This window comes from Filimonas zeae, from assembly GCF_014641615.1.
In the GTDB taxonomy this organism is placed as follows: domain Bacteria; phylum Bacteroidota; class Bacteroidia; order Chitinophagales; family Chitinophagaceae; genus Filimonas; species Filimonas zeae.
The window spans coordinates 663,872-683,195 of sequence record NZ_BMIB01000001.1; the positions used below are offsets into that span (position 1 = coordinate 663,872).

The 19,324-nt window shown below is 47.5% G+C and carries 11 protein-coding genes; 9 read left to right on the forward strand and 2 right to left on the reverse strand.

The window, feature by feature from the left end; all coding sequences use genetic code 11:
• Positions 1-415 precede the first annotated feature (415 nt).
• Positions 416-3,157, forward strand: coding sequence for a DUF5695 domain-containing protein (locus IEY13_RS02850; protein WP_229687691.1), 2,742 nt, complete (start codon positions 416-418; stop codon positions 3,155-3,157).
• A gap of 60 nt (positions 3,158-3,217) precedes the next feature.
• Here IEY13_RS02850 and IEY13_RS02855 read toward each other — a convergent pair whose 3' ends face one another.
• The gene (locus IEY13_RS02855; RefSeq protein ID WP_188950447.1) at positions 3,218-4,750 is read right to left on the reverse strand and encodes a peptide MFS transporter; all 1,533 of its coding nucleotides are present in this window, start codon (positions 4,748-4,750) and stop codon (positions 3,218-3,220) included.
• A 12-nt stretch (positions 4,751-4,762) separates the two neighbouring features.
• Positions 4,763-5,674 (reverse strand): glycoside hydrolase, encoded by a 912-nt coding sequence (locus IEY13_RS02860; RefSeq protein ID WP_188950448.1) that lies wholly within the window; start codon positions 5,672-5,674, stop codon positions 4,763-4,765.
• 352 nt (positions 5,675-6,026) lie between these two features.
• Between IEY13_RS02860 and IEY13_RS02865 the strand changes: the two genes are divergently transcribed.
• The 8 genes from IEY13_RS02865 to IEY13_RS02900 are packed head-to-tail and all read left to right on the forward strand — an operon-like array spanning position 6,027 to position 19,318.
• A complete protein-coding gene (locus IEY13_RS02865; RefSeq protein ID WP_188950449.1) occupies positions 6,027-9,215 on the forward strand; it encodes a SusC/RagA family TonB-linked outer membrane protein in 3,189 nt (1,062 codons plus the stop codon).
• A 17-nt stretch (positions 9,216-9,232) separates the two neighbouring features.
• On the forward strand, positions 9,233-10,813 hold the full coding sequence (locus IEY13_RS02870; protein ID WP_188950450.1) for a RagB/SusD family nutrient uptake outer membrane protein: 1,581 nt from the start codon (positions 9,233-9,235) through the stop codon (positions 10,811-10,813).
• Positions 10,814-10,837: 24 nt separating this feature from the next.
• Positions 10,838-11,911: an IPT/TIG domain-containing protein gene (locus IEY13_RS02875; RefSeq protein ID WP_188950451.1), complete on the forward strand. Its 1,074-nt coding sequence runs from the start codon at positions 10,838-10,840 to the stop codon at positions 11,909-11,911.
• 28 nt (positions 11,912-11,939) lie between these two features.
• Positions 11,940-13,220: a glycoside hydrolase 5 family protein gene (locus tag IEY13_RS02880; protein ID WP_229687692.1), complete on the forward strand. Its 1,281-nt coding sequence runs from the start codon at positions 11,940-11,942 to the stop codon at positions 13,218-13,220.
• Between the two features lie 18 nt (positions 13,221-13,238).
• On the forward strand, positions 13,239-14,627 hold the full coding sequence (locus tag IEY13_RS02885) for an MFS transporter (RefSeq protein ID WP_229687694.1): 1,389 nt from the start codon (positions 13,239-13,241) through the stop codon (positions 14,625-14,627).
• A gap of 12 nt (positions 14,628-14,639) precedes the next feature.
• Positions 14,640-15,833: a glycoside hydrolase family 130 protein gene (locus tag IEY13_RS02890; protein WP_188950453.1), complete on the forward strand. Its 1,194-nt coding sequence runs from the start codon at positions 14,640-14,642 to the stop codon at positions 15,831-15,833.
• Between the two features lie 11 nt (positions 15,834-15,844).
• On the forward strand, positions 15,845-17,047 hold the full coding sequence (locus IEY13_RS02895) for an AGE family epimerase/isomerase (protein WP_188950454.1): 1,203 nt from the start codon (positions 15,845-15,847) through the stop codon (positions 17,045-17,047).
• Between the two features lie 12 nt (positions 17,048-17,059).
• Complete coding sequence (locus IEY13_RS02900; RefSeq protein WP_188950455.1) at positions 17,060-19,318, forward strand: glycoside hydrolase family 3 N-terminal domain-containing protein; 2,259 nt, start codon at positions 17,060-17,062, stop codon at positions 19,316-19,318.
• Positions 19,319-19,324 lie beyond the last annotated feature (6 nt).

Consider the following 19,324-nt stretch of genomic DNA (forward strand, 5'->3'; position numbering starts at 1 on the left):
CATAGGAGTACTGATACCGGCCGCGGTAACGGCAGCAGCTGCTCATGTGCACATGCGGATGCATTCAGACCTGTCTGTTGAATTGTATGGGGAAATCCTTGCTGAATGGTCTGTAACAGCGTTCCTGCAGAGAACGGCTCCTGCTTAATTCACGTTCAATTAAACAAGGTTTTGACCTTATGCCTGTCGGTTAGTATGGTAAGGTTCTTCTATAGATAACAAGCTAATCTGATATTAAAAGTAATATCTGTTACAGGCATTTGCTTGACGGATATTAACAGGTGTTGATTCGATTTTATCATTTTATTAACAGGCGGTAAGGGGTAACGGGGAGTTAATTTTTTACTACAATTCATTAAATTCTATACACTTTATGGCAGGCAGGCTGAATAGTTTCGTTGTAAATATGAAGGGCATGGTTTTACAAAGAATAATAGTGGCGGGTATACTATGTGGCGGTATGATAGTGCAGCTTACGGCAACAGCGCAATCGCCCTGGATACGGCTGGGCCAACGGCCCTCTACACTGGGGTTAGACCAGGGTACACTGGATTTGCAAACGCAGGCTTTTCGTTTAAAGCTGGTGAAGGCATCGCAAACGGTAGCGGCTTTATCGCCCGTTACCCTGCCGGGGTTTGACTTTACACCGGGCGATAGCATAAAGGTACGCAGCAGTAATGGCATGTACCAGCTGGGGGATATTACCCTGCGCTTACGTGCTGCGGGCGATACCGGCTGGAAAAGCTATTCCACAGCGGCCGGCCGCAAACCGGTAACGGCCCTTACTGCCGGAGCAGGTGTACTGGCGGCAGCTGATTTAGCTGCCTCGTTACCCGCAGGCATACCTTTACAGGTAAAGCGTTACTGGGAAGTGGTGAACAACCGGCTGACGCTGCGCTTTGAACTGAGCAATACCACCGGCCAGCCGGTGGAGATAGGCGCCCTGGGTATACCTATGATATTTAATAACCTGCTGGCTGGTAAAACACTGGAGCAGACGCATGCGGATAACGTATTCTTTGACCCTTATACCGGTGCCGATGCCGGATACCTGCAGGTGGCGCGCCTGAGTGGCGAAAAACCGGTAATGCTGGTAGTGCCTTTGGGTAAAACCCCTTTTGAGGCATACAACCCACTGCTGGATGACCCTACCCCCAGAGGAATAGGTTTTGAGGGCTTTCATGAATGGATGGTGCACAGCAAAGCCTATGCAGAGAAAGAGTGGAAACAGGCACAGCCCTGGAATGAACCCACCTCTGCCGTACTGAAGCCGGGTGAAAAAAGAAACTACGGCGTACAGTTTATAGTAACGGATGATTTGCGGAAGATTGAAAAAACACTGGCAGAGAACGGCAGGCCGGTAGCGGTAGGTATACCAGGTTATGTAGTGCCGCAGGATGTGGATGCTTCGCTGTTTTTACAATATGGTAAAAAAGTAAAAGAGGTAGCTGTAAACCCTGCCGGTGCGTTAAAGATTACTGCGCGGCCTGCCCTTAGCAACGGCTGGCAGGCGTACAGCGTACAGGGTAAAACCAACGGGCGGGTACGTTTAACGATTACCTATACAGATGGTACGGTGCAAACCATTCAATACAAGGTAAGTAAGCCGGAGAAAGCGGTGATTGCTGACTATGGCCGCTTTTTAACACAGGACCAGTGGTATGTAAATAATAACGATCTTTTTCACAGAAGCCCCTCTGTTATCAGTTACGACTACGAAAAGAAACAACAGGTAACGCAGGACAGCCGTGCATGGATTGCCGGCCTGAGTGATGAAGGTGGTGCAGGCGGCTGGCTGGGTGCAGCTATGAAACAACTGGTACTGCCCGATCAGAAGCAGGTGCAACAGCTGGAGCAGTTTGTAGACCAGACGCTTTGGGGCAGGCTACAGGTATCGGAAGGGCCGGAGAAATATGGGGTGCGTAAGAGCCTGTATTACTACGAGCCGGATTCTATGCCTGCAGGTACATACAGCAAGGAGATTAACTATAAAACATGGAGTGCCTGGCCTAAAAAAGAAGCAATGTCGCTGGGGCGCTCGTATAACTACCCGCACGTAACGGCTGCTTACTGGGTGCTGTACCGGCTGGCGCGTTATAATAAAGGGCTGGTTACTAACCATGACTGGCAATGGTATTTACAGCAGGCACATCGTACGGCTATGGCTATGGTGCAGCATGCACCTTATTATGCTGAGTTTGGGCAGATGGAAGGTTCGGTATTTTGTCTGGTACTGAAAGACCTGAAAGCAGAAGGGTTGCAAACAGATGCCAATGAACTGGAGGGGGTGATGAAGAAACGTGCCTTGCACTGGAAATCGCTCAAATATCCGTTTGGCAGTGAAATGCCCTGGGATTCTACGGGGCAGGAAGAAGTATATATATGGTCGTTGTTCTTTGGCTTTGAAGAAAAAGCCGATGTTACGCTGAAAGCCATACTGGCCTATATGCCTGCCATACCGAGTTGGGCTTACAATGGTAATGCCCGCCGTTACTGGGACTTTCTATATGGCGGCAAGTTATCGCGCATAGAAAGAATGATTCACCATTACGGTTCGGAGTTAAACGCTATACCGGTGTTAACAGAATACCGCAGAAAGCCGGATGATTTTTATCTGTTGCGGGTAGGCTATGGTGGTTTGCAGGGTGGTATTTCTACTATTACCGAAGATGGCTTTGCGCCCTGCGCCTTCCATTCCTTCCCGGCTACTCTGGAGAATGATGGGCTTTCCGGCGACTATGGTTCGGGCTTTTACGGGTATGCAGTAAATACCGGTTCTTATCTGGTAAAACATAGCACGTTTGGCTGGCTGGGCTTTGGTGGTAATGTGCAGGTGAAAGGCAGCACGGTTACGTTGCGGCCTACTACTGCTGCGGCCAATGCGGTGTATGTAGCACCGGTGGGTGTTTGGGTAACGCTGGCTGCTGGCAGGCTGCAATCTGTACAATACAATACTGTTACCAAAGCCATAACTGTTACACTGCCGGCAGCGGATGCGCACGTTGCCAACGCTTATGTAAAAGCGGAGCAGGAGGCAGTAGCTTACAAAGGAAAAGAATATGTGCCTTCTGCAACATTAGCTAAGCAGGGCGGTTACTATGTGGTGCCGCTGGGTACACAAAGCAAAAACATTACGCTGCAATTAAGCAGCCGTTAATACAACGTGTCATCTATGTTCACGCTTATTTATTGGGAAACCTGTATGTCTATACAGGTTTCATTTTTTATGTTTTAAGTGTTTGCTTAACAGGGGAGATAGTGCCAGTAATACTGCACCTGCTATTAATCCGGTATAGAACAGAAAGCGGAATAACGCTGCATAAGCGGCAGCAGAACTGCCTGCGTCTTTTACTACACCCGCAGTAGTTTCCACACTGGCAATAGTAGCCAGCAACCCGGCAATATACTCACTGCCTGCAGTAGCCAGAAACCATACCCCCATCATAAAACCTACCAGCCTTGGTACCGATAAGCGGCTTACGGCAGCAAGACCTACCGGGGAGATAGATAACTCGCCACAGGTATGCAACAGATAAGCCAATACCAGCCACCAGGGGCTAACTTTACCATCTGCACCGGCAAGCTGAATACCCCATACCAATACACCAAAACCTGCGGCTGCCCATATAATGCCGGTAGCAAATTTTACGGCGGCATTGGGTTCGCGGTTTCTTTTACTCAGCTGCATCCATACCATAGCAAATACGGGCGCCAGCAGTACGATGAAAAAGCCACTGAGCGATAAAAACTGCGAAGCTTTAATGGTACCGAAAGGCGTTTGCCGGTTTACTACCCTATCAGCAAACAGATTCATAGAACTGTAGGATTGCTCAAACAAAGCCCAGAATATAACGGAGAACAAGGTAAGCGTAAGTAATGCCAGCATGCGGCCCCGCTCTTCACCACTGCAACGGGTAAGAATAAAGCCGAGCAAAAACAATACTACTGCAATGGCGGTAATGCCCAGAATGCCGCCTACCAGTGCATGACGTTGTACCAGCTGCCAGCATACGAACACGCCCAGGCTGGAGCAGAGGTATACCATCCATTCTTTATTAATGCCTATGGCAGTTTTCTCTTTCAGTAGTGCAGGGTGTGGTGGTTCGGCCTGCTGTTCCAGAAAGCGCTGGCCTTTAATAAAGGTAAACAGGCCCAGTATCATGCCTATGCCCGCTACACCAAAGCCATATCGCCAGCCAAAGGTTTCGCCCAGCCAGCCGCAGAGCAGGGTGGCTGAGAATGAGCCGAGGTTAATGCCCATATAGAAGATGGTAAAACCTGCATCGCGGCGGGGATCTCCCTGTTCGTATAACCGGCCGGTAATGGCGGAGATATTGGGTTTAAGAAAACCTACGCCCATTATAATCAGGCCCATGGAAAAGTAAAAGAACTGTATGGCCCGGGTATCCTGCACCAGCTGGCCGCTGTTGTTGTAGTAGGCCTGTGTGCCTTCAAAGGCCATGCCCAGGTGACCCAGCAACAGTAGCACAGCGCCAAAGATTACGGCTTTACGGTAGCCCAGGTATTTATCGGCCAGCAGACCACCCAGCAGGGGCAGTGCATATACCAGGGTGGCGTAGTTGCCTACAATATGGTTGCCTGCGGTATCGGAAAAGAAATGGTATTTGGTAAGGTAAAATATCAGCAGTGCCTTCATGCCGTAGAAGGAGAAGCGCTCCCACATTTCGGTAAGAAAAAGAATAAACAATCCGCGGGGATGCCCGGCTAACTGGTTGGTTCTGTTGGTCATGGTGCTGTGGTGTTATGGGCGGTTTTTAACGGGGGAATTGAGGTTCTGACCATGGTATACATCGGCAGGGATATGATGGCCGGGGTATACTTTTTCCAGTATAGCATACAACAGCGGGTCGTAGCTTTTCAGATCATCAGGTGTTTGTATGCGGGTATTGTTATCGTAAAACTCATAGTTGCTCCAGAACCACCACTGGCTGCCTTCGGCCCAGTATTCATCAATAGTGTTTATGGCATACTGGTTTTTATACAGTCCCTTTTCTTTGGCGTTGGCATAGGCGATGCGTATGGCATTGCGGAAGCTGGTATCAAAACTCATCAGCGCGCCCATGATGTTATGGCTGAATTCGTGCACCGTAATGTTTTCACCAAAATAACGGGTACCGGGTATGCCCAGCAGGTTTTCTTCGGCGCAGGAGGTTTGTATACCGCCCATGCCTCTGGCGCGCTGGTTCCAGTACTGGCGGTCTGTCATAGAAGCTATACCGCCGGGTTTATCGTAATTGTCGCGTTCAGAAGGGGTGAGGCGGCGATCGTCTTTAGTGGGCTTCTTCCAGTCGCGGCACTCGGGTAAATCTGTCTGCATTTCATCTTTACCAATTACCGATAAACGTGCTTTGCGGGCTAACAGCACTCTGCGTACATCGGGCCGCTGCTGCAGCATGTAATTGATAATATCCCGGCCAATAAGCAGGGCGGCATCTGATACATTGCGGGAGGCTACTACGGGTATACCCCAGGCATCGGTATATTTTGCATAAAAGGTATCCAGCTTCAGGCTATCAGGCGGATTACTGATGAGCCAGCGCTCCAATGTGGTTACGGGCAGTGAGTGGTTGGTATTGTTTTGAGCATTGGCCTGTAGCAGTAATACGCATAAACAGGCGGTAAGGTAAAAACGGTTCATAAATGTCATAAGCATAGTGGTGTTTGTAAATATAAGGGATGCCCTGTGCCGGAATTAAGCAGGAATTAGCGGATGGTAGGCAGAAATTAACTGGGCAGCAGGCAGAAATGGCGGTTTTACCGGTAAAAATACGCAACTGCGCAGGCGGTGGAGCGCTGCAAAATGGTAAAAAGGTTTCTATTAAAAGCTAAAATAGTATTAGATGTTACGCTTTTGGATGTTTTTGTAAGGCTTACTGTGACTGCGTTACAGGCAACGGATTTGAAAAATGTATTTTAGGGTGTATAAAAAATACGGGGAATGGATAAAACTGTATCAATATCGCAAACACCTTCCCGTTATTTTTGGCTTATTAAAAATACGCCATATGCTAAAAAGGATTATTCCAAAACTAATCTGCCTGCTTACCTATCTTCTATTCACTTTTACAGTATGGGCCCAGGACAAAACAATTACGGGAGTTGTATCTGATGAAAAGGGTACACCGCTTTCCGGCGCTACTGTAGCGGTGAAGGAAGGTAAAAGGTCAGTTTTGACCAACGATGCCGGAACTTTTACCTTAAAGCTTCCTGCGGGGGCTAAAACACTGGTAATAACCTATGTAGGCCTCGAAGCCAAAGAGGTGGAAGTAGGAACCAGTGTTGTAATCAATGTAACTTTAAAAGGCGTGGCCGGCAACCTGAATGATGTGGTGGTGATTGGTTATGGTTCGGCCAAACGTACTTCTGTTACTACTTCTATTTCTTCTATTTCAGAAAAAGATATTAAAAACCTGCCGGTGGCGGGTGTAGACCAGGCGCTGCAGGGCAAGGTGGCCGGGGTTACCGTTTCTAACAACGGCGGACAGCCGGGTGGTGGTGTTTCGGTACGTATACGGGGTATTACCTCGGTAAACGGCACAGAGCCGTTGTATGTAGTGGATGGGGTGCCTATTCTTACCAATACCACCAGCACTCCGCAGGATCAATTGGGTGGTAAAGCCGGCCAATCGCAGCAAAGCATTATGGCTACGCTTAACCCCAACGATATTGCTTCTATTGACATTTTAAAAGATGCTTCTGCCCAGGCTATTTACGGATCGCTGGGTGCGAATGGGGTAATACTTATTACCACCAAAAAAGGCAAGAGCGGTGAAGGAAAAATTAGTTATGATGTGTATCATGGCTGGCAGGCGGTGCCTAAAAAGCTGGATGTATTAAACCTGCGCCAGTTTGCACAATATTATAATTCACTGATACCGGAAGTAGCAGCAGCTTCTCCCGGCAGTATGTTGCCTGAAATTGAAGAATTAAAAAATCCTGCTGTACTGGGCGAAGGCACCAACTGGCAGAAGGCTTTGTTTCAGCAGGGGCATATTGATAACCATCAGTTATCCTTCTCCGGTGGACAGAACAAAACCACCTACTATTTCTCGCTTAACTACTTTGACCAGACCGGTACTATTATCGGTTCTGACTTTAAAAGATATTCTTCCCGTTTTGCGATAGACCACCAGGTGAAGCCCTGGTTAAAGGCGGGTATTACCGGTAACCTTTCCCGCAGCAATCAGCGTATTACGCTGACTGACGGAACAGAAACGCCTACTACCATTGTGTTGTTTAACAGCCCTGCCACACCTATCCGTGATGCTTTTGGCCAGTTTATGACAACCAGCTCACTGGGTAACAGTTCTTTTGGCTATAGCAATGGTAACCCTATTGCTACTGCTTTACTGCGCGATGTGCGTTCTGTTCAGAATAAGGCTTTTGGTAATATTTACGCTGAGATTAATTTTACACCTTACCTCTCGTTGCGTAATGAGGTAAACTATGATTTTCAGCTGACGCAGAACAGCGCGTTTCAACCCAAGATTACCAATGAAAATACAAACCAGACCATTCTGGCACCCAGCCGGCTGCGGGAAGACAAGAACAGCAGCTACTACTGGGCGCTCAGAAACTATCTTACTTTTAATAAAAGCTTTGGTAAACACTATGTGAATGCGGTGGTAGGACACGAGGCACAGGCTTCTTATTACGACAATGCATGGGTAACCGCTACTAATCTGAATCTGAATATTAAATCCATCAACGCCGGCACCATTGATCCTGCCGGTACCAATGGTAATAAAGGCGAGTGGGCTATGGAGTCTTACTTTGCCCGCGCCAGCTATTCTTATACCGATCGTTATTCTATCAGCGGATCTGTAAGAAGAGATGGCTCTTCCAGCTTTGGTCCTAACAATCGTATCGGTTATTTCTCTGCCGGTTCTGTAGCCTGGACCATTTCCAATGAGGCTTTTGCGAAGCAGTGGGATTTTGTAAGCTATCTGAAATTACGCGCTGGCATTGGTGCAGTAGGTAACCAGAACTCTCCGGTGCAGAATGCCTATAGCACAAACATCCGTTTATTCGCTATTTCACCATTTGGTGCGGGTGGTATACCTGCTAACGCCGGTAACCCTAACCTGAGTTGGGAAAGTGTGGTAACCCAGAACCTGGGTGTAGATGCAAGCTTTATAAACAAGCGCATTGAATTATCTGTGGATGTGTATAATAAAAAGACCACTGATATGGTACTGTCTACCATACTTCCTGTATTTGCCGGTCTGGATCCTAACCCGCCTAATACCGCGTATAAGGAAATTGAACCCCCGGTAACCAACGCAGGCGAAATGACCAACAGGGGTATTGACATCAGCCTTACTACTTATAATTTTCAGCAGAAAGACTTTAGCTGGAGAACCAACATCATCTTTAGTAAATACAAGAACAAGCTGGTGAAACTGAACTCTGAGCGTGCTTTGCTGAGAGGCGCTGAGCAGGATTATACCGGCAGTGCATCTGTTGTAAACGTTACGCAGGCGGGTGGTGCGGTAGGCACTTTTTATGGTTATGTAACTGATGGATTATTCCGTAACATGAATGATTTGAACACTGGTACTGACTGGGGACTGGCAGTAGGCCCTACCGGAGTTTACCTGGGCGATATCCGTTACAAAGATATCAGCGGCCCTAAAGGTGTACCTGATGGAAAAATTGGTAGTGAAGATGTGATGGTGATTGGCGATCCTAACCCTAAGTTTACTTATGGTATTACCAACACCTTCCAGTATAAGGATTTTGATTTTTCGTTCTTTCTGCAAGGTGTACAGGGTAGCCAGATATTTAACTGGACACGTAAGTATACGGAGTCTATGGCAGATGCCTATGTAAACCAGTTGTCTACCGTATTAAACCGCTATTCTGCTGCCAATCCTAACTCGGATATGCCCAGATTTAATATGTGGAATAATAACAATACCCGTAATTCTGACCGGTATATAGAAGATGGTTCTTACCTGCGGATACAAAACATATCACTGGGCTATAATCTACCTAAAAAATGGCTGAACGCCGCCAAAGTAAATACGGCGAGGTTGTATATTTCTGCACAGAACATTCATACGTTTACTAAATACTCAGGTTACGATCCTGAAATAGGGTCCTTTAATAAAAACGTGCTTACGCAGAACGTAGATAACGGCCATTATCCAACGCCGAAAACTTTTACCATAGGTGCTAACATTCAGTTCTAACGATTAATTACTATACAATGAAACGTTCATATATATTGGGTTTTATAGCGGGTGCGGGCTTACTGGCATCCTGCAGCAAGAGCTTTCTGGACAGGCCTTCGCCCAATACGCCTACAGAAGATAACTACTACAATACTGCTGAGCAGATTTATGCCGGCACGGGCTATCTGTACAACTCGGTATGGTACGACTACTGCGATAAAGCTTTTCATGCCATTGGTGAAACCCTGGCTGGTAACATGCTTACAGAAACAGGGCCCAACTATGGGGGGGGTAGCTTTAACAGGTTTACGGTGTTGAGTACCGATCCACTGGTGGCCAGCGCCTGGCAATCGCTGTATAAGGTAGCGGGTAATTCTACGGTTTTGCTGGAAACCTTTAAGCAGAAAAGCCTTTCCGGTGAAGCTGCCAATGCTTTAAAAACAGGTATGGCAGAGTGCCGGTTTATGCGTGGCGCTGCTTACTTTTTTCTGGCGCGTGTATATGGTGATGTACCTATTGTAGAAAACCCTGTAACACTGGCTGGTTCCGGCAATTATGACGTGCCCCGTTATATTCAGAAAGATGTATTGAAGTTTGCGCTGGAAGATTTTAAATATGCAGCAGAAAACCTGCCTGAAGCACCTTACCAGACTGGCCGTGTAAGTAAGTATTCGGCGCTGGGTATGATGGCTAAGGTGGCATTATACCAGAAGGATTATGCCAATGCAAAAAAATATGCAGCGGAGGTAATTCAATCCGGCAAGTACGATCTGTATGCTAATTACGAAGAAATGTTCACCAGTTCTAAAGTGAACAACAATATTGAATCTCTTTTTTCGCTGCAATGGATAGCAGCTGGTGGTTATGGCTTTGCCAATGCAGTAAACTGCTACGCTGCGCCTTCTACCTTACTAAAGCCCGATTTTAATACCGGTTACTCTTCTGTTTACCCTACTATTGATATGCTGAATTCTTACGACGCTAAAGACAAGAGAAGACAGTGGTCTAATATGGAACATGGTTTTACCCGAGCTGACTGGAAAAATGCAAATTTTCCTAATGGATTTAAGTATGATACCAGCGGTACTAATTATGAAACGGCAACTACCATCCGCAACGGCTCACGTGCCAATTCGCTTAAATACATAGTAGGTACCGGCACCAACGGAGAGGCTTTAAGCGCCAACGGAAGCAGCAGTATTGGTACTTACATATTGCGTTATGCGGATGTACTGTTGATTTTTGCAGAGGCTACACTGGGTGAAAGTGCTGCTACCTCTGATGCGGAAGCACTTACTGCCTTTAATAAAGTGCATAACCGCCAGGGTAACTTTAACAATGTGGCGGTAACCAGCATTACAAAAGATTTGCTGTTGAAAGAGCGCCGCGCGGAGTTTGCTTATGAGGGCGATTTCTGGTTTGATATTCAGCGCCAGGGATATGCAAAAGCCAAACAGATTATTGAAGCACAGGAGCGTGGTTCTTACACGGGAACGGGCATTAACCATGTAGCGGCTACCTTAACTTCAGAAAGTCAGCTGTTTTTGCCTATTCCCCAATCAGAAACGGTATCTGATCCGCAACTGAGCCAACCTGCTGTACCTTATTACAAATAACGAATTCTGTCAATTATAGATAGTATGAAAAGAAATTTTATAAGCTGGATATTGCTGCTGCCGGCAATTTCAGTAACGATGCTGATAGCCTCATGTGAAAAGGAAGCGAAGCCGCTGAGTACAGCTTCTTCCAATCCTGCTGCCAATAAAATAGAACCAGGGCAGGGCGCTGCCAATGCATTGCTAACGGTAACCGGGAGCGGATTAGGCGCTATTACCGGTATCTGGTTTGAAAAAGACAGTGTGGAGGTAAATGTTAACCCCAACCTGAATACTGACAATGCTATTCTGTTTCGTATACCGGCCGATGCGGTACCGGGCCAGCAGAACATTCTGTTTAAAAACAGTGCAGGTGTGGAGTTTAAAGTGCCATTTACGGTATTGGGCTTACCGGCTATTACAACGGTATCTAACTACAACTTTACTGCCGGCGCGGAAATTACCCTTACCGGTAAAAACCTGGATGATGTAACTAAAGTACTGATTAGTGGTGCTGCTACAGAGTTGACAGTGGTATCTAAAACCGCTACCTCGCTGGTGGTTAAAATGCCTGCCAGCACGGCGTTATCTCTGTTTAAGCTGGATATTACCAACGCCGCTGGAACAATTACCACTACGCAGGAGTTTGTATCAATAGATAATGCTTATGCAGTGTTTCTGGATGGTTATGGTGCCGGATGGGACAATGGTTCCTGGGGGCCGGCAGAGATATCCTCTGCTTTTGCCAAATCGGGTACCAGATCGTTCAAAGCTACTTATGGCAAAGGTGGCTGGAGCGCTGATGGTTTTGCCAACTGGTCGCCCGGTATGGATAATAGTGCAGGGTACAGATACTTCTCTTTCTGGGTAAAAGGAGCCGACAGAGATCTTACCTATTACCTTACTGCTGATAAGAAAGCGGGTGGTGATTATGGTAACTCAGATAAAAGCACACCCATTGTGGTACCTGCCAACGTATGGACTTACTACAAACTTAAAATAGAGGATATTGGTTTGTGGGCAACTGGCAGTCCTATGCAGCGCCTGGGATGGATGATACAGGGGCCGAATGACGGGGATGCGGTGCTGTATTTTGATGATGTAATCTTCATTAAATAATAAGTTGCTATAAATGACACAACGCTGTTTGTATATACTGTTAGCTGCTATAATGCCTTTTATTGCTGCCGCCCAACAGCGGCAGCAATATGTTGCTGTAAAGAACGGGCAGTTTGTGGTGAACAATAAACCCTGGTACTTTATAGGAACCAATTACTGGTATGGCGGACTGCTGGCGCAGGGAAAAGATGCAGAGAAAGGCAAGGCCCGGCTGCGTAAAGAACTGGACTTTTTAAAAGCGCAGGGTGTAACCAACCTGCGGGTACTGGCCGGATCGGAAGGGCACGGGCTGGTGAACGGGGTAGAGCGTGTAAAGCCTGTATTACAGCCAGAGCATGGTGTGTACAACAAAGAATGGATGGAGGGGCTGGATTACCTGTTGTACGAAATGGGGAAACGGCAGATGTATGCAGTATTGTTTTTAAGCAATAACTGGGAGTGGAGTGGCGGCTTTCTGCAATACCTGAACTGGAACGGACAACTGACTGACAGTGCTATGAAAAGCAAAATGAACTGGGGTGACCTACGGGATAACACCAGCCGCTTTTACCATTGCACACCCTGCCAGGAAGATTACCGCAAACAGGTGGAATATATTATTACGCATGTAAACAGGTATACCAAACGCAGTTACCGTAACGAACCGGCTATTATGGCCTGGGAACTGGCAAATGAACCCCGCCCTATGCGCCCTGCTGCGGTGGATGCTTATAAACAATGGACGGCAGCTACTGCTGCCTACATTAAAACTTTGGATGGTAACCACCTGATAACGCTGGGTACAGAGGGAATTATGGGTACAGAAGAATCTGCCGACCTGTTCCGCGAAGTACATACACCTGCGCAGGTAGATTACCTTACGTTGCATATATGGCCCAAAAACTGGAGCTGGTTTAAAGACACGGCGATTGCGGCGTCTTTACCGGTGGTAAAAGAAAAAGCAGTGAGTTATATACAAACCCATGCGGCTATTGCACAGCAACTGAAGAAGCCGCTGGTGGTGGAAGAGTTTGGGTTGCCACGGAACGGACATGCTTTTGAGCCGTCTGCTGCAGTAACCCTGCGCAATGAATTGTTTGCTTCCATCTTTGGTGTATGGAAACAAAGCCGCACACAGGGTGGGCCTGTGGCAGGTTGCAACTTCTGGGCTTTTGGTGGCACTGCGCGCCCCATTGAAGGGCAAACCTTCTGGAAAGAAGGGAACGACTTTATGGGCGACCCACCGCAGGAAGAGCAGGGGTTAAATACGGTGTTTGACAGCGATGTAAGTACCTGGAAGCTGATACGTTCATTCATCCATTCTAAGTAAGATTTTAAAGACTATCACTTGGAAATAAGTACAAAAGAAAAGATTGGTTATGGGTTTGGCGATTTTGCCTCTTCCATGTTCTGGAAACTGTTTTCTGTATATCTGTTGTATTACTATACCGATGTGTTTGGTATAGCGGCAGCAGCAGTAGGTACTATGTTTCTGATTACCCGTATCTGGGATACGGCGTTAGACCCGCTTATTGGTATCATCTCTGACCGTACAGAAAGCCGCTGGGGTAAGTTCCGGCCGTATCTGCTATGGGTGGCGGTACCTTTTGGTATAGCCGGGGTGCTTACGTTTACGGCACCTGATTTTACTGCCAACGGAAAGCTGGTGTATGCTTATGTTACCTATACGCTGATGATGATGGTATATTCTGCTATTAACGTGCCTTACGCCTCGCTGATGGGGGTAATGACGGCTAATATTAAAGAGCGTACTACCTTATCTACCTTCCGCTTCATTTTCGCTTTTGCAGGCAGCATATTGGTGCTGGCAACTGCGGAGCCCCTGGTGAAAGCGCTGGGCGGAGCTGATCTGAAGAAGGGCTGGCAGCTATTTATGGCTATTTATGCAGTGATTGCGGTGGTATTGTTTTATCTCACTTTCCGCTGGACGCGTGAAAGGGTTACGCCGGTGCAGGAGCAGAAGAATACTTTAAAAACAGATCTTGCTGATCTGGTGGCTAATAAGCCCTTTTTTATACTGCTGGGTGCAGGTGTGTTTACCCTCATCTTCAATTCGCTGCGTGATGGATCGGCAGTGTATTATTTTAAATATTATTTCAGTAACCAGGAGGCTTTTCAGTTACCATTGGTGCATGTGGCAGTAGGGTATAGTACCCTGTATCTGGTTCTGGGCCAGGGCGCTAATATTATAGGGGTGGTGCTGGCTAAGCCGGTGAGTGATAAAATAGGTAAGAAAAATACTTTCTTCTACGCCATGCTGGTGGCAACCCTGTTAAGCTGTGGTTTTTATTTTCTTACTGAAAAGGATGTGGCACTGATAATGGTGTTTCAGTTGCTCATCAGTATTTGTGCGGGAAGCATATTCCCGCTGTTATGGTCTATGTATGCAGACATTGCCGACTACTCTGAATGGAAAACCGGCAGACGGGCTACGGGGCTGATTTTTTCTTCTTCTTCTATGTCGCAGAAACTGGGCTGGACGCTGGGCGGTGCTTTAACCGGCTGGCTGCTGGCTATATGGGGGTTTGAAGCCAATATGGTGCAAACGGAAGGTGCGCGCACCGGCATACGTATGATGCTGAGTGTGGTACCGGCGGTGGGTGCGTTGTTGTCGGCAATATTTATTGTGTTTTATAAACTGAGCGATGCCTTTATGCAGGATGTAAGCCAGGAGCTGCTGAAGCGGCGGCAGGAAAAAACTAATACACAGGTGTAAACAGATGTTATTATGAAAAATTTTGAAAAGAGACTGGCGGCACTGGAGCAGGAACATGCTGATTTGCTGGCACGGGAAAACAAAAGGGAATTGCTGGGTAATGGAGTGTACGAACGCTGGATGTATCCTGTGCTTACGGCACAGCATGCCCCGTTGCAGTGGAGGTACGATCTGAACCCTGAAACCAACCCCTACCTGATGGAGAGGTTTGGTATTAATGCGGTGTTTAATGCGGGTGCTATTAAACTGAATAATAAATATTACGTGGTGGCGCGTGTGGAAGGGCTAGACAGGAAGTCTTTTTTTGCAGTGGCGGAGAGCAGCAACGGAATTGATTTTGCTTTCTGGAACAGGCCGGTTACCATGCCGGATACCCAAGACCCTTCTACCAATATTTATGATATGCGGGTGGTGCAGCACGAAGATGGCTGGGTATACGGCCTGTTTTGCGCAGAGCGCCGCGACCCGGAAGCACCGGAAGGCAATCAGTCTGCCGCTATAGCCCAGTGTGGCATAGCACGTACCAAAGACCTGCTTACCTGGGAACGCCTGCCTGATCTGGTAACACCCTCACCACAGCAGCGTAATGTGGTGCTGCATCCTGAGTTTGTGCAGGGGAAATATGCTTTTTATACGCGCCCGCAGGACAGTTTTATTGAGGCCGGTAAAGGTGGCGGTATTGGCTTTGGGCTAAGTGCTTCTATTGAAAAGGCGGTGATTGAGGAGGAGGTAGTAATTGATAAGAAAATTTATCACACCGTATACGAAGCCAAGAACGGGCTGGGGCCTGCACCCATTAAAACGGAGCAGGGCTGGCTGCATCTGGCGCACGGCGTGCGTAATACGGCTGCTGGTTTGCGGTATGTGTTATATATGTTTATGACCGACCTGGCAGATATTACCTGCGTAACCCACAAACCCGCCGGTTACTTTATGGCGCCGGAAGGGGAGGAGCGTATAGGTGATGTATCGAATGTGGTATTCAGCAATGGCTGGATTGCAGATGATAATGGTGAGGTGTTTATTTATTATGCTTCATCCGATACGCGTTTGCATGTGGCTACTTCAACCATTGAAAAGCTGGTGGATTATGTAGTGAATACACCGGAGGATGGCTTTGTTTCTGCAGAATCGGTAAATACAGTTAACCGTATTATTACAGCCAACGAAACTGTAAAACAGCAAAAGGCTACAGCGGCACACTAAAGGGGATATACATGAGCAAACAACTGGACACCTACAGGAAGGAAGTTGCGGCAGAGCTGGATAATATTCTATCCTGGTGGGCAACGCATACGGTGGATGAACTGTATGGCGGTTTTATTGGCAGGGTAAACAATGCGAATGAAACAGATGCAACGGCTGTAAAAGGCAGTGTGCTGAACAGCCGTATTTTATGGAGCTTTTCCGCCGGGTATCTGCTTACTAAAAACGAGCGTTACCTGCAGCTGGCGGAAAGGGCGTACCGGTATATAGCGGATTGCTTTATAGACCGGGAGTACGGAGGTGTATACTGGACAGTGGATAATACGGGCAAGCCTGCCGATACCAAAAAGCAGATTTATGCACTTTCATTTGCGGTGTACGGATTGAGTGAATACTATCTGGCATCTGGCAATGAAGCTGCGAAAACGGATGCTATAGCCCTGTATCATGATATTGCAATGCACAGCTATGATGCGGTGAATGGTGGTTTTATTGAAGCGCTTACCCGTAACTGGGAAGAGATAGCTGATCTGCGGCTGAGTGCCAAAGATGCGAATGAGAAAAAGTCGATGAATACGCATCTGCATGTACTGGAAGGCTTTGCCAACCTGTACCGGATATGGCCGGATGTGGGGCTGCGGGCACATATTGCTGAACTGATTACTTTGTTTACGGAGCGTATTATTGATAAAACTACATATCACCTGCTGTTGTTTTTTGGGAACGAATGGCAGGTGAAATCGCAAACAGTATCCTACGGACATGATATAGAAGCAGCCTGGCTGGTACAGGAGGCGGCGGAAATAATACAGGATGACGCATTACTGAAAAGGATACAACCTTTATCGCTGGCAATGGCAGATGCTGCCAGCCGGGGGCTGGATACAGATGGTGGCCTGTGGTATGAATTTGAACCTGCGGACGCACATCTGCTGAAAGAAAAACATTGGTGGCCGCAGGCGGAGGCTATGGTGGGCTATTTTAATGCCTGGCAGTTATCGGGTAAAGAAGCGTATCTTAATGCATCGCTCAGCAGCTGGGCGTTTATTCAGCAACACCTGCTGGATAAAACGAATGGCGAATGGTTTTGGGGCGTGCGGGAAGACTATGCCGTTATGCCGGGTGAAGACAAGGCTGGCCTCTGGAAATGCCCATATCACAACAGCAGGGCATGTATAGAAATTATGAAAAGGATTCAACAGGCACCTATATAAAACAATCTGACGATGCTGTTACGTAAATTTTATCTATTGCTAACTGCCGGACTACTTACCGGTTTTGCTTACTCACAGAAAAAACAGGATGGAAGCGCTATGTACAAAAATGCAGCCCTACCAGTGGAAACCAGAGTGAAAGACCTGCTGAAACGGATGACCGTGGAAGAGAAAGCGGGTCAACTGAATCAGCTTACCGGTGGGGCCTTTACCGGCCCCGCATTAAACGATGCCGGTCAGCAGGCTAAAATGCAGATGGTGCGTGATGGAAAAGTGGGTTCTATGCTTAACGTTATTGGTGCTACAGAAACCAAAGCCATACAAACCATTGCCATAGAGGACAGCCGTTTAGGTATTCCATTGCTGTTTGGTTATGATGTAATACATGGATACAAAACTATTTTCCCTATTCCGCTGGCAGAAGCCTGTAGCTGGAACCTGAATAACATAGAAAAGAATACTGGTGTAGCAGCGCGTGAAGCGGCATCTGCCGGTATACACTGGACGTTTGCACCTATGTGTGATGTTGGCAATGATATACGCTGGGGCCGGGTAATGGAAGGGGCAGGTGAAGACCCATGGTATGCGGGGCTGGTTTCTGCTGCCCGCGTAAAAGGCTTTCAGGGTAACCTGGATGAGCAGCATGTACTGGCTTGTGTAAAACATTTTGCTGCCTATGGTGCGGTGGAAGCGGGCCGGGAGTATAACTATACCGATGTGTCGCGCGTAGCGCTCTGGAACAAATACCTGCCACCTTATGAAGCGGCTGTTAAAGCCGGGGCGGCATCGGTAATGAATGGTTTTAACACATTTGAAGGGGTGCCGGTAAGTGGCAGCCATTATCTGGTAACCGATGTATTGAAAAAGAAATGGGGCTTTACCGGCTTTCTGGTGAGCGACTGGGCATCGTTTGGAGAAATGATTACCTGGGGATATGCGGCGGATGCAGCCGATGCGGCGGCGAAAGCCTTGCAGGCAGGCAGTATGATGGATATGGAAGCAAGGGTAATGATAGCGCACTTACCTGAATTACTGAAACAGGGGAAGGTTACTGTACATCAACTGGATGAAGCTGTTGGCCGCATACTGGAAGCTAAGTTTAAACTGGGGCTTTTTGATAACCCTTATAAATATTGTGATGTAAACCGGGAGAAAGCGACCCTGTTTACTGCTGCTAACCGGCAGCAGGCGCTGCAGGCTGCACAGGAGGCGGTGGTGTTATTGAAGAATAACAATAAAGTATTACCCATTAGTAATAAAAGCGCCCGCATTGCTGTGGTGGGGCATTATGCAGATAGTAAAGAGGATTTGTTTGATTTCTGGATTGCGCAGGGGGAATTTAAAAGTGCAGTTACACTACTGGAAGGTGTGCGTAAAGTATGGGGTGCGGAGCAGGTAAGCTTTGCGGCCGGGTATCGTGCAGATGCTACTACCGATGATAAACTGATTGCGGAAGCAATAGCCAATGCTGCCAAATCGGATGTGGTGTTGGTGAATATTGGTTTATCCGGCAAAATGGCGGGTGAAGACCGCTCGCTGGCCAACCCGGTAGTTCCTGAGGCGCAGGTGCAGTTACTGAAGGCTTTGAAAGCTACCGGTAAGCCTGTTATTGCCGTGGTATCAGCAGGACGCCCATTGGTGCTTACTGCTGTTGAAGAACTGGCAGATGCTATTGTATATGGCTGGATACTGGGTACAGAAAGTGGTAACGCGCTGGCGAATATTTTATCGGGTGTGGCTAATCCTACCGGCAAAACGGTAATGAGTTTTCCGTATGCGGTGGGTCAGATACCTGTTTACTATAATCATTTTAATACCGGCAGGCCGGTACAGACAGATGGCCAGGGCAACTGGTACAGCCGTTACCGGGATATTCCGCGTGAGCCGTTGTATCCGTTTGGTTTTGGTTTAAGCTATACCAGCTTTCAATACAGTAACCTGCAGCTGAGCAGTGCGTTGACGGATAAGGGCAAGGTAGTAACTGCTACCGTAACAGTTAGCAATACGGGTGACAGGGAAGGTGAAGAGGTGGTGCAGTGGTATATACGCGATTATGCTGCTGCGGTAATTCGTCCGGTGAAAGAACTGAAAGGTTTTGAAAAAGTAAGTTTGAAACCCGGTGAGAGCAAACAAATCAGCTGGAAGGTAGATGATAAAGTACTGAGCTTTTATGATGCCTCTGGTAATCTGGTGCTGGAATCTGGTAAGTTTACTGTGTATGCAGGTGGAAACTCCCGTGATGTACTGGAGGCTTCGCTGGAAGTACGTTAATTAATG

Excerpts from the sequence above, each read along its gene's own strand:
- IEY13_RS02900 (WP_188950455.1), top strand. The coding sequence starts at position 17,060 with ATGCTGTTACGTAAATTTTATCTATTGCTAACTGCCGGACTACTTACC.
- IEY13_RS02865 (WP_188950449.1), top strand. The coding sequence starts at position 6,027 with ATGCTAAAAAGGATTATTCCAAAACTAATCTGCCTGCTTACCTATCTT.
- IEY13_RS02890 (WP_188950453.1), top strand. The coding sequence starts at position 14,640 with ATGAAAAATTTTGAAAAGAGACTGGCGGCACTGGAGCAGGAACATGCT.
- IEY13_RS02870 (WP_188950450.1), top strand. The coding sequence starts at position 9,233 with ATGAAACGTTCATATATATTGGGTTTTATAGCGGGTGCGGGCTTACTG.
- IEY13_RS02860 (WP_188950448.1), bottom strand. The coding sequence starts at position 5,674 with ATGCTTATGACATTTATGAACCGTTTTTACCTTACCGCCTGTTTATGC.
- IEY13_RS02875 (WP_188950451.1), top strand. The coding sequence starts at position 10,838 with ATGAAAAGAAATTTTATAAGCTGGATATTGCTGCTGCCGGCAATTTCA.
- IEY13_RS02855 (WP_188950447.1), bottom strand. The coding sequence starts at position 4,750 with ATGACCAACAGAACCAACCAGTTAGCCGGGCATCCCCGCGGATTGTTT.
- IEY13_RS02850 (WP_229687691.1), top strand. The coding sequence starts at position 416 with ATGGTTTTACAAAGAATAATAGTGGCGGGTATACTATGTGGCGGTATG.
- IEY13_RS02895 (WP_188950454.1), top strand. The coding sequence starts at position 15,845 with ATGAGCAAACAACTGGACACCTACAGGAAGGAAGTTGCGGCAGAGCTG.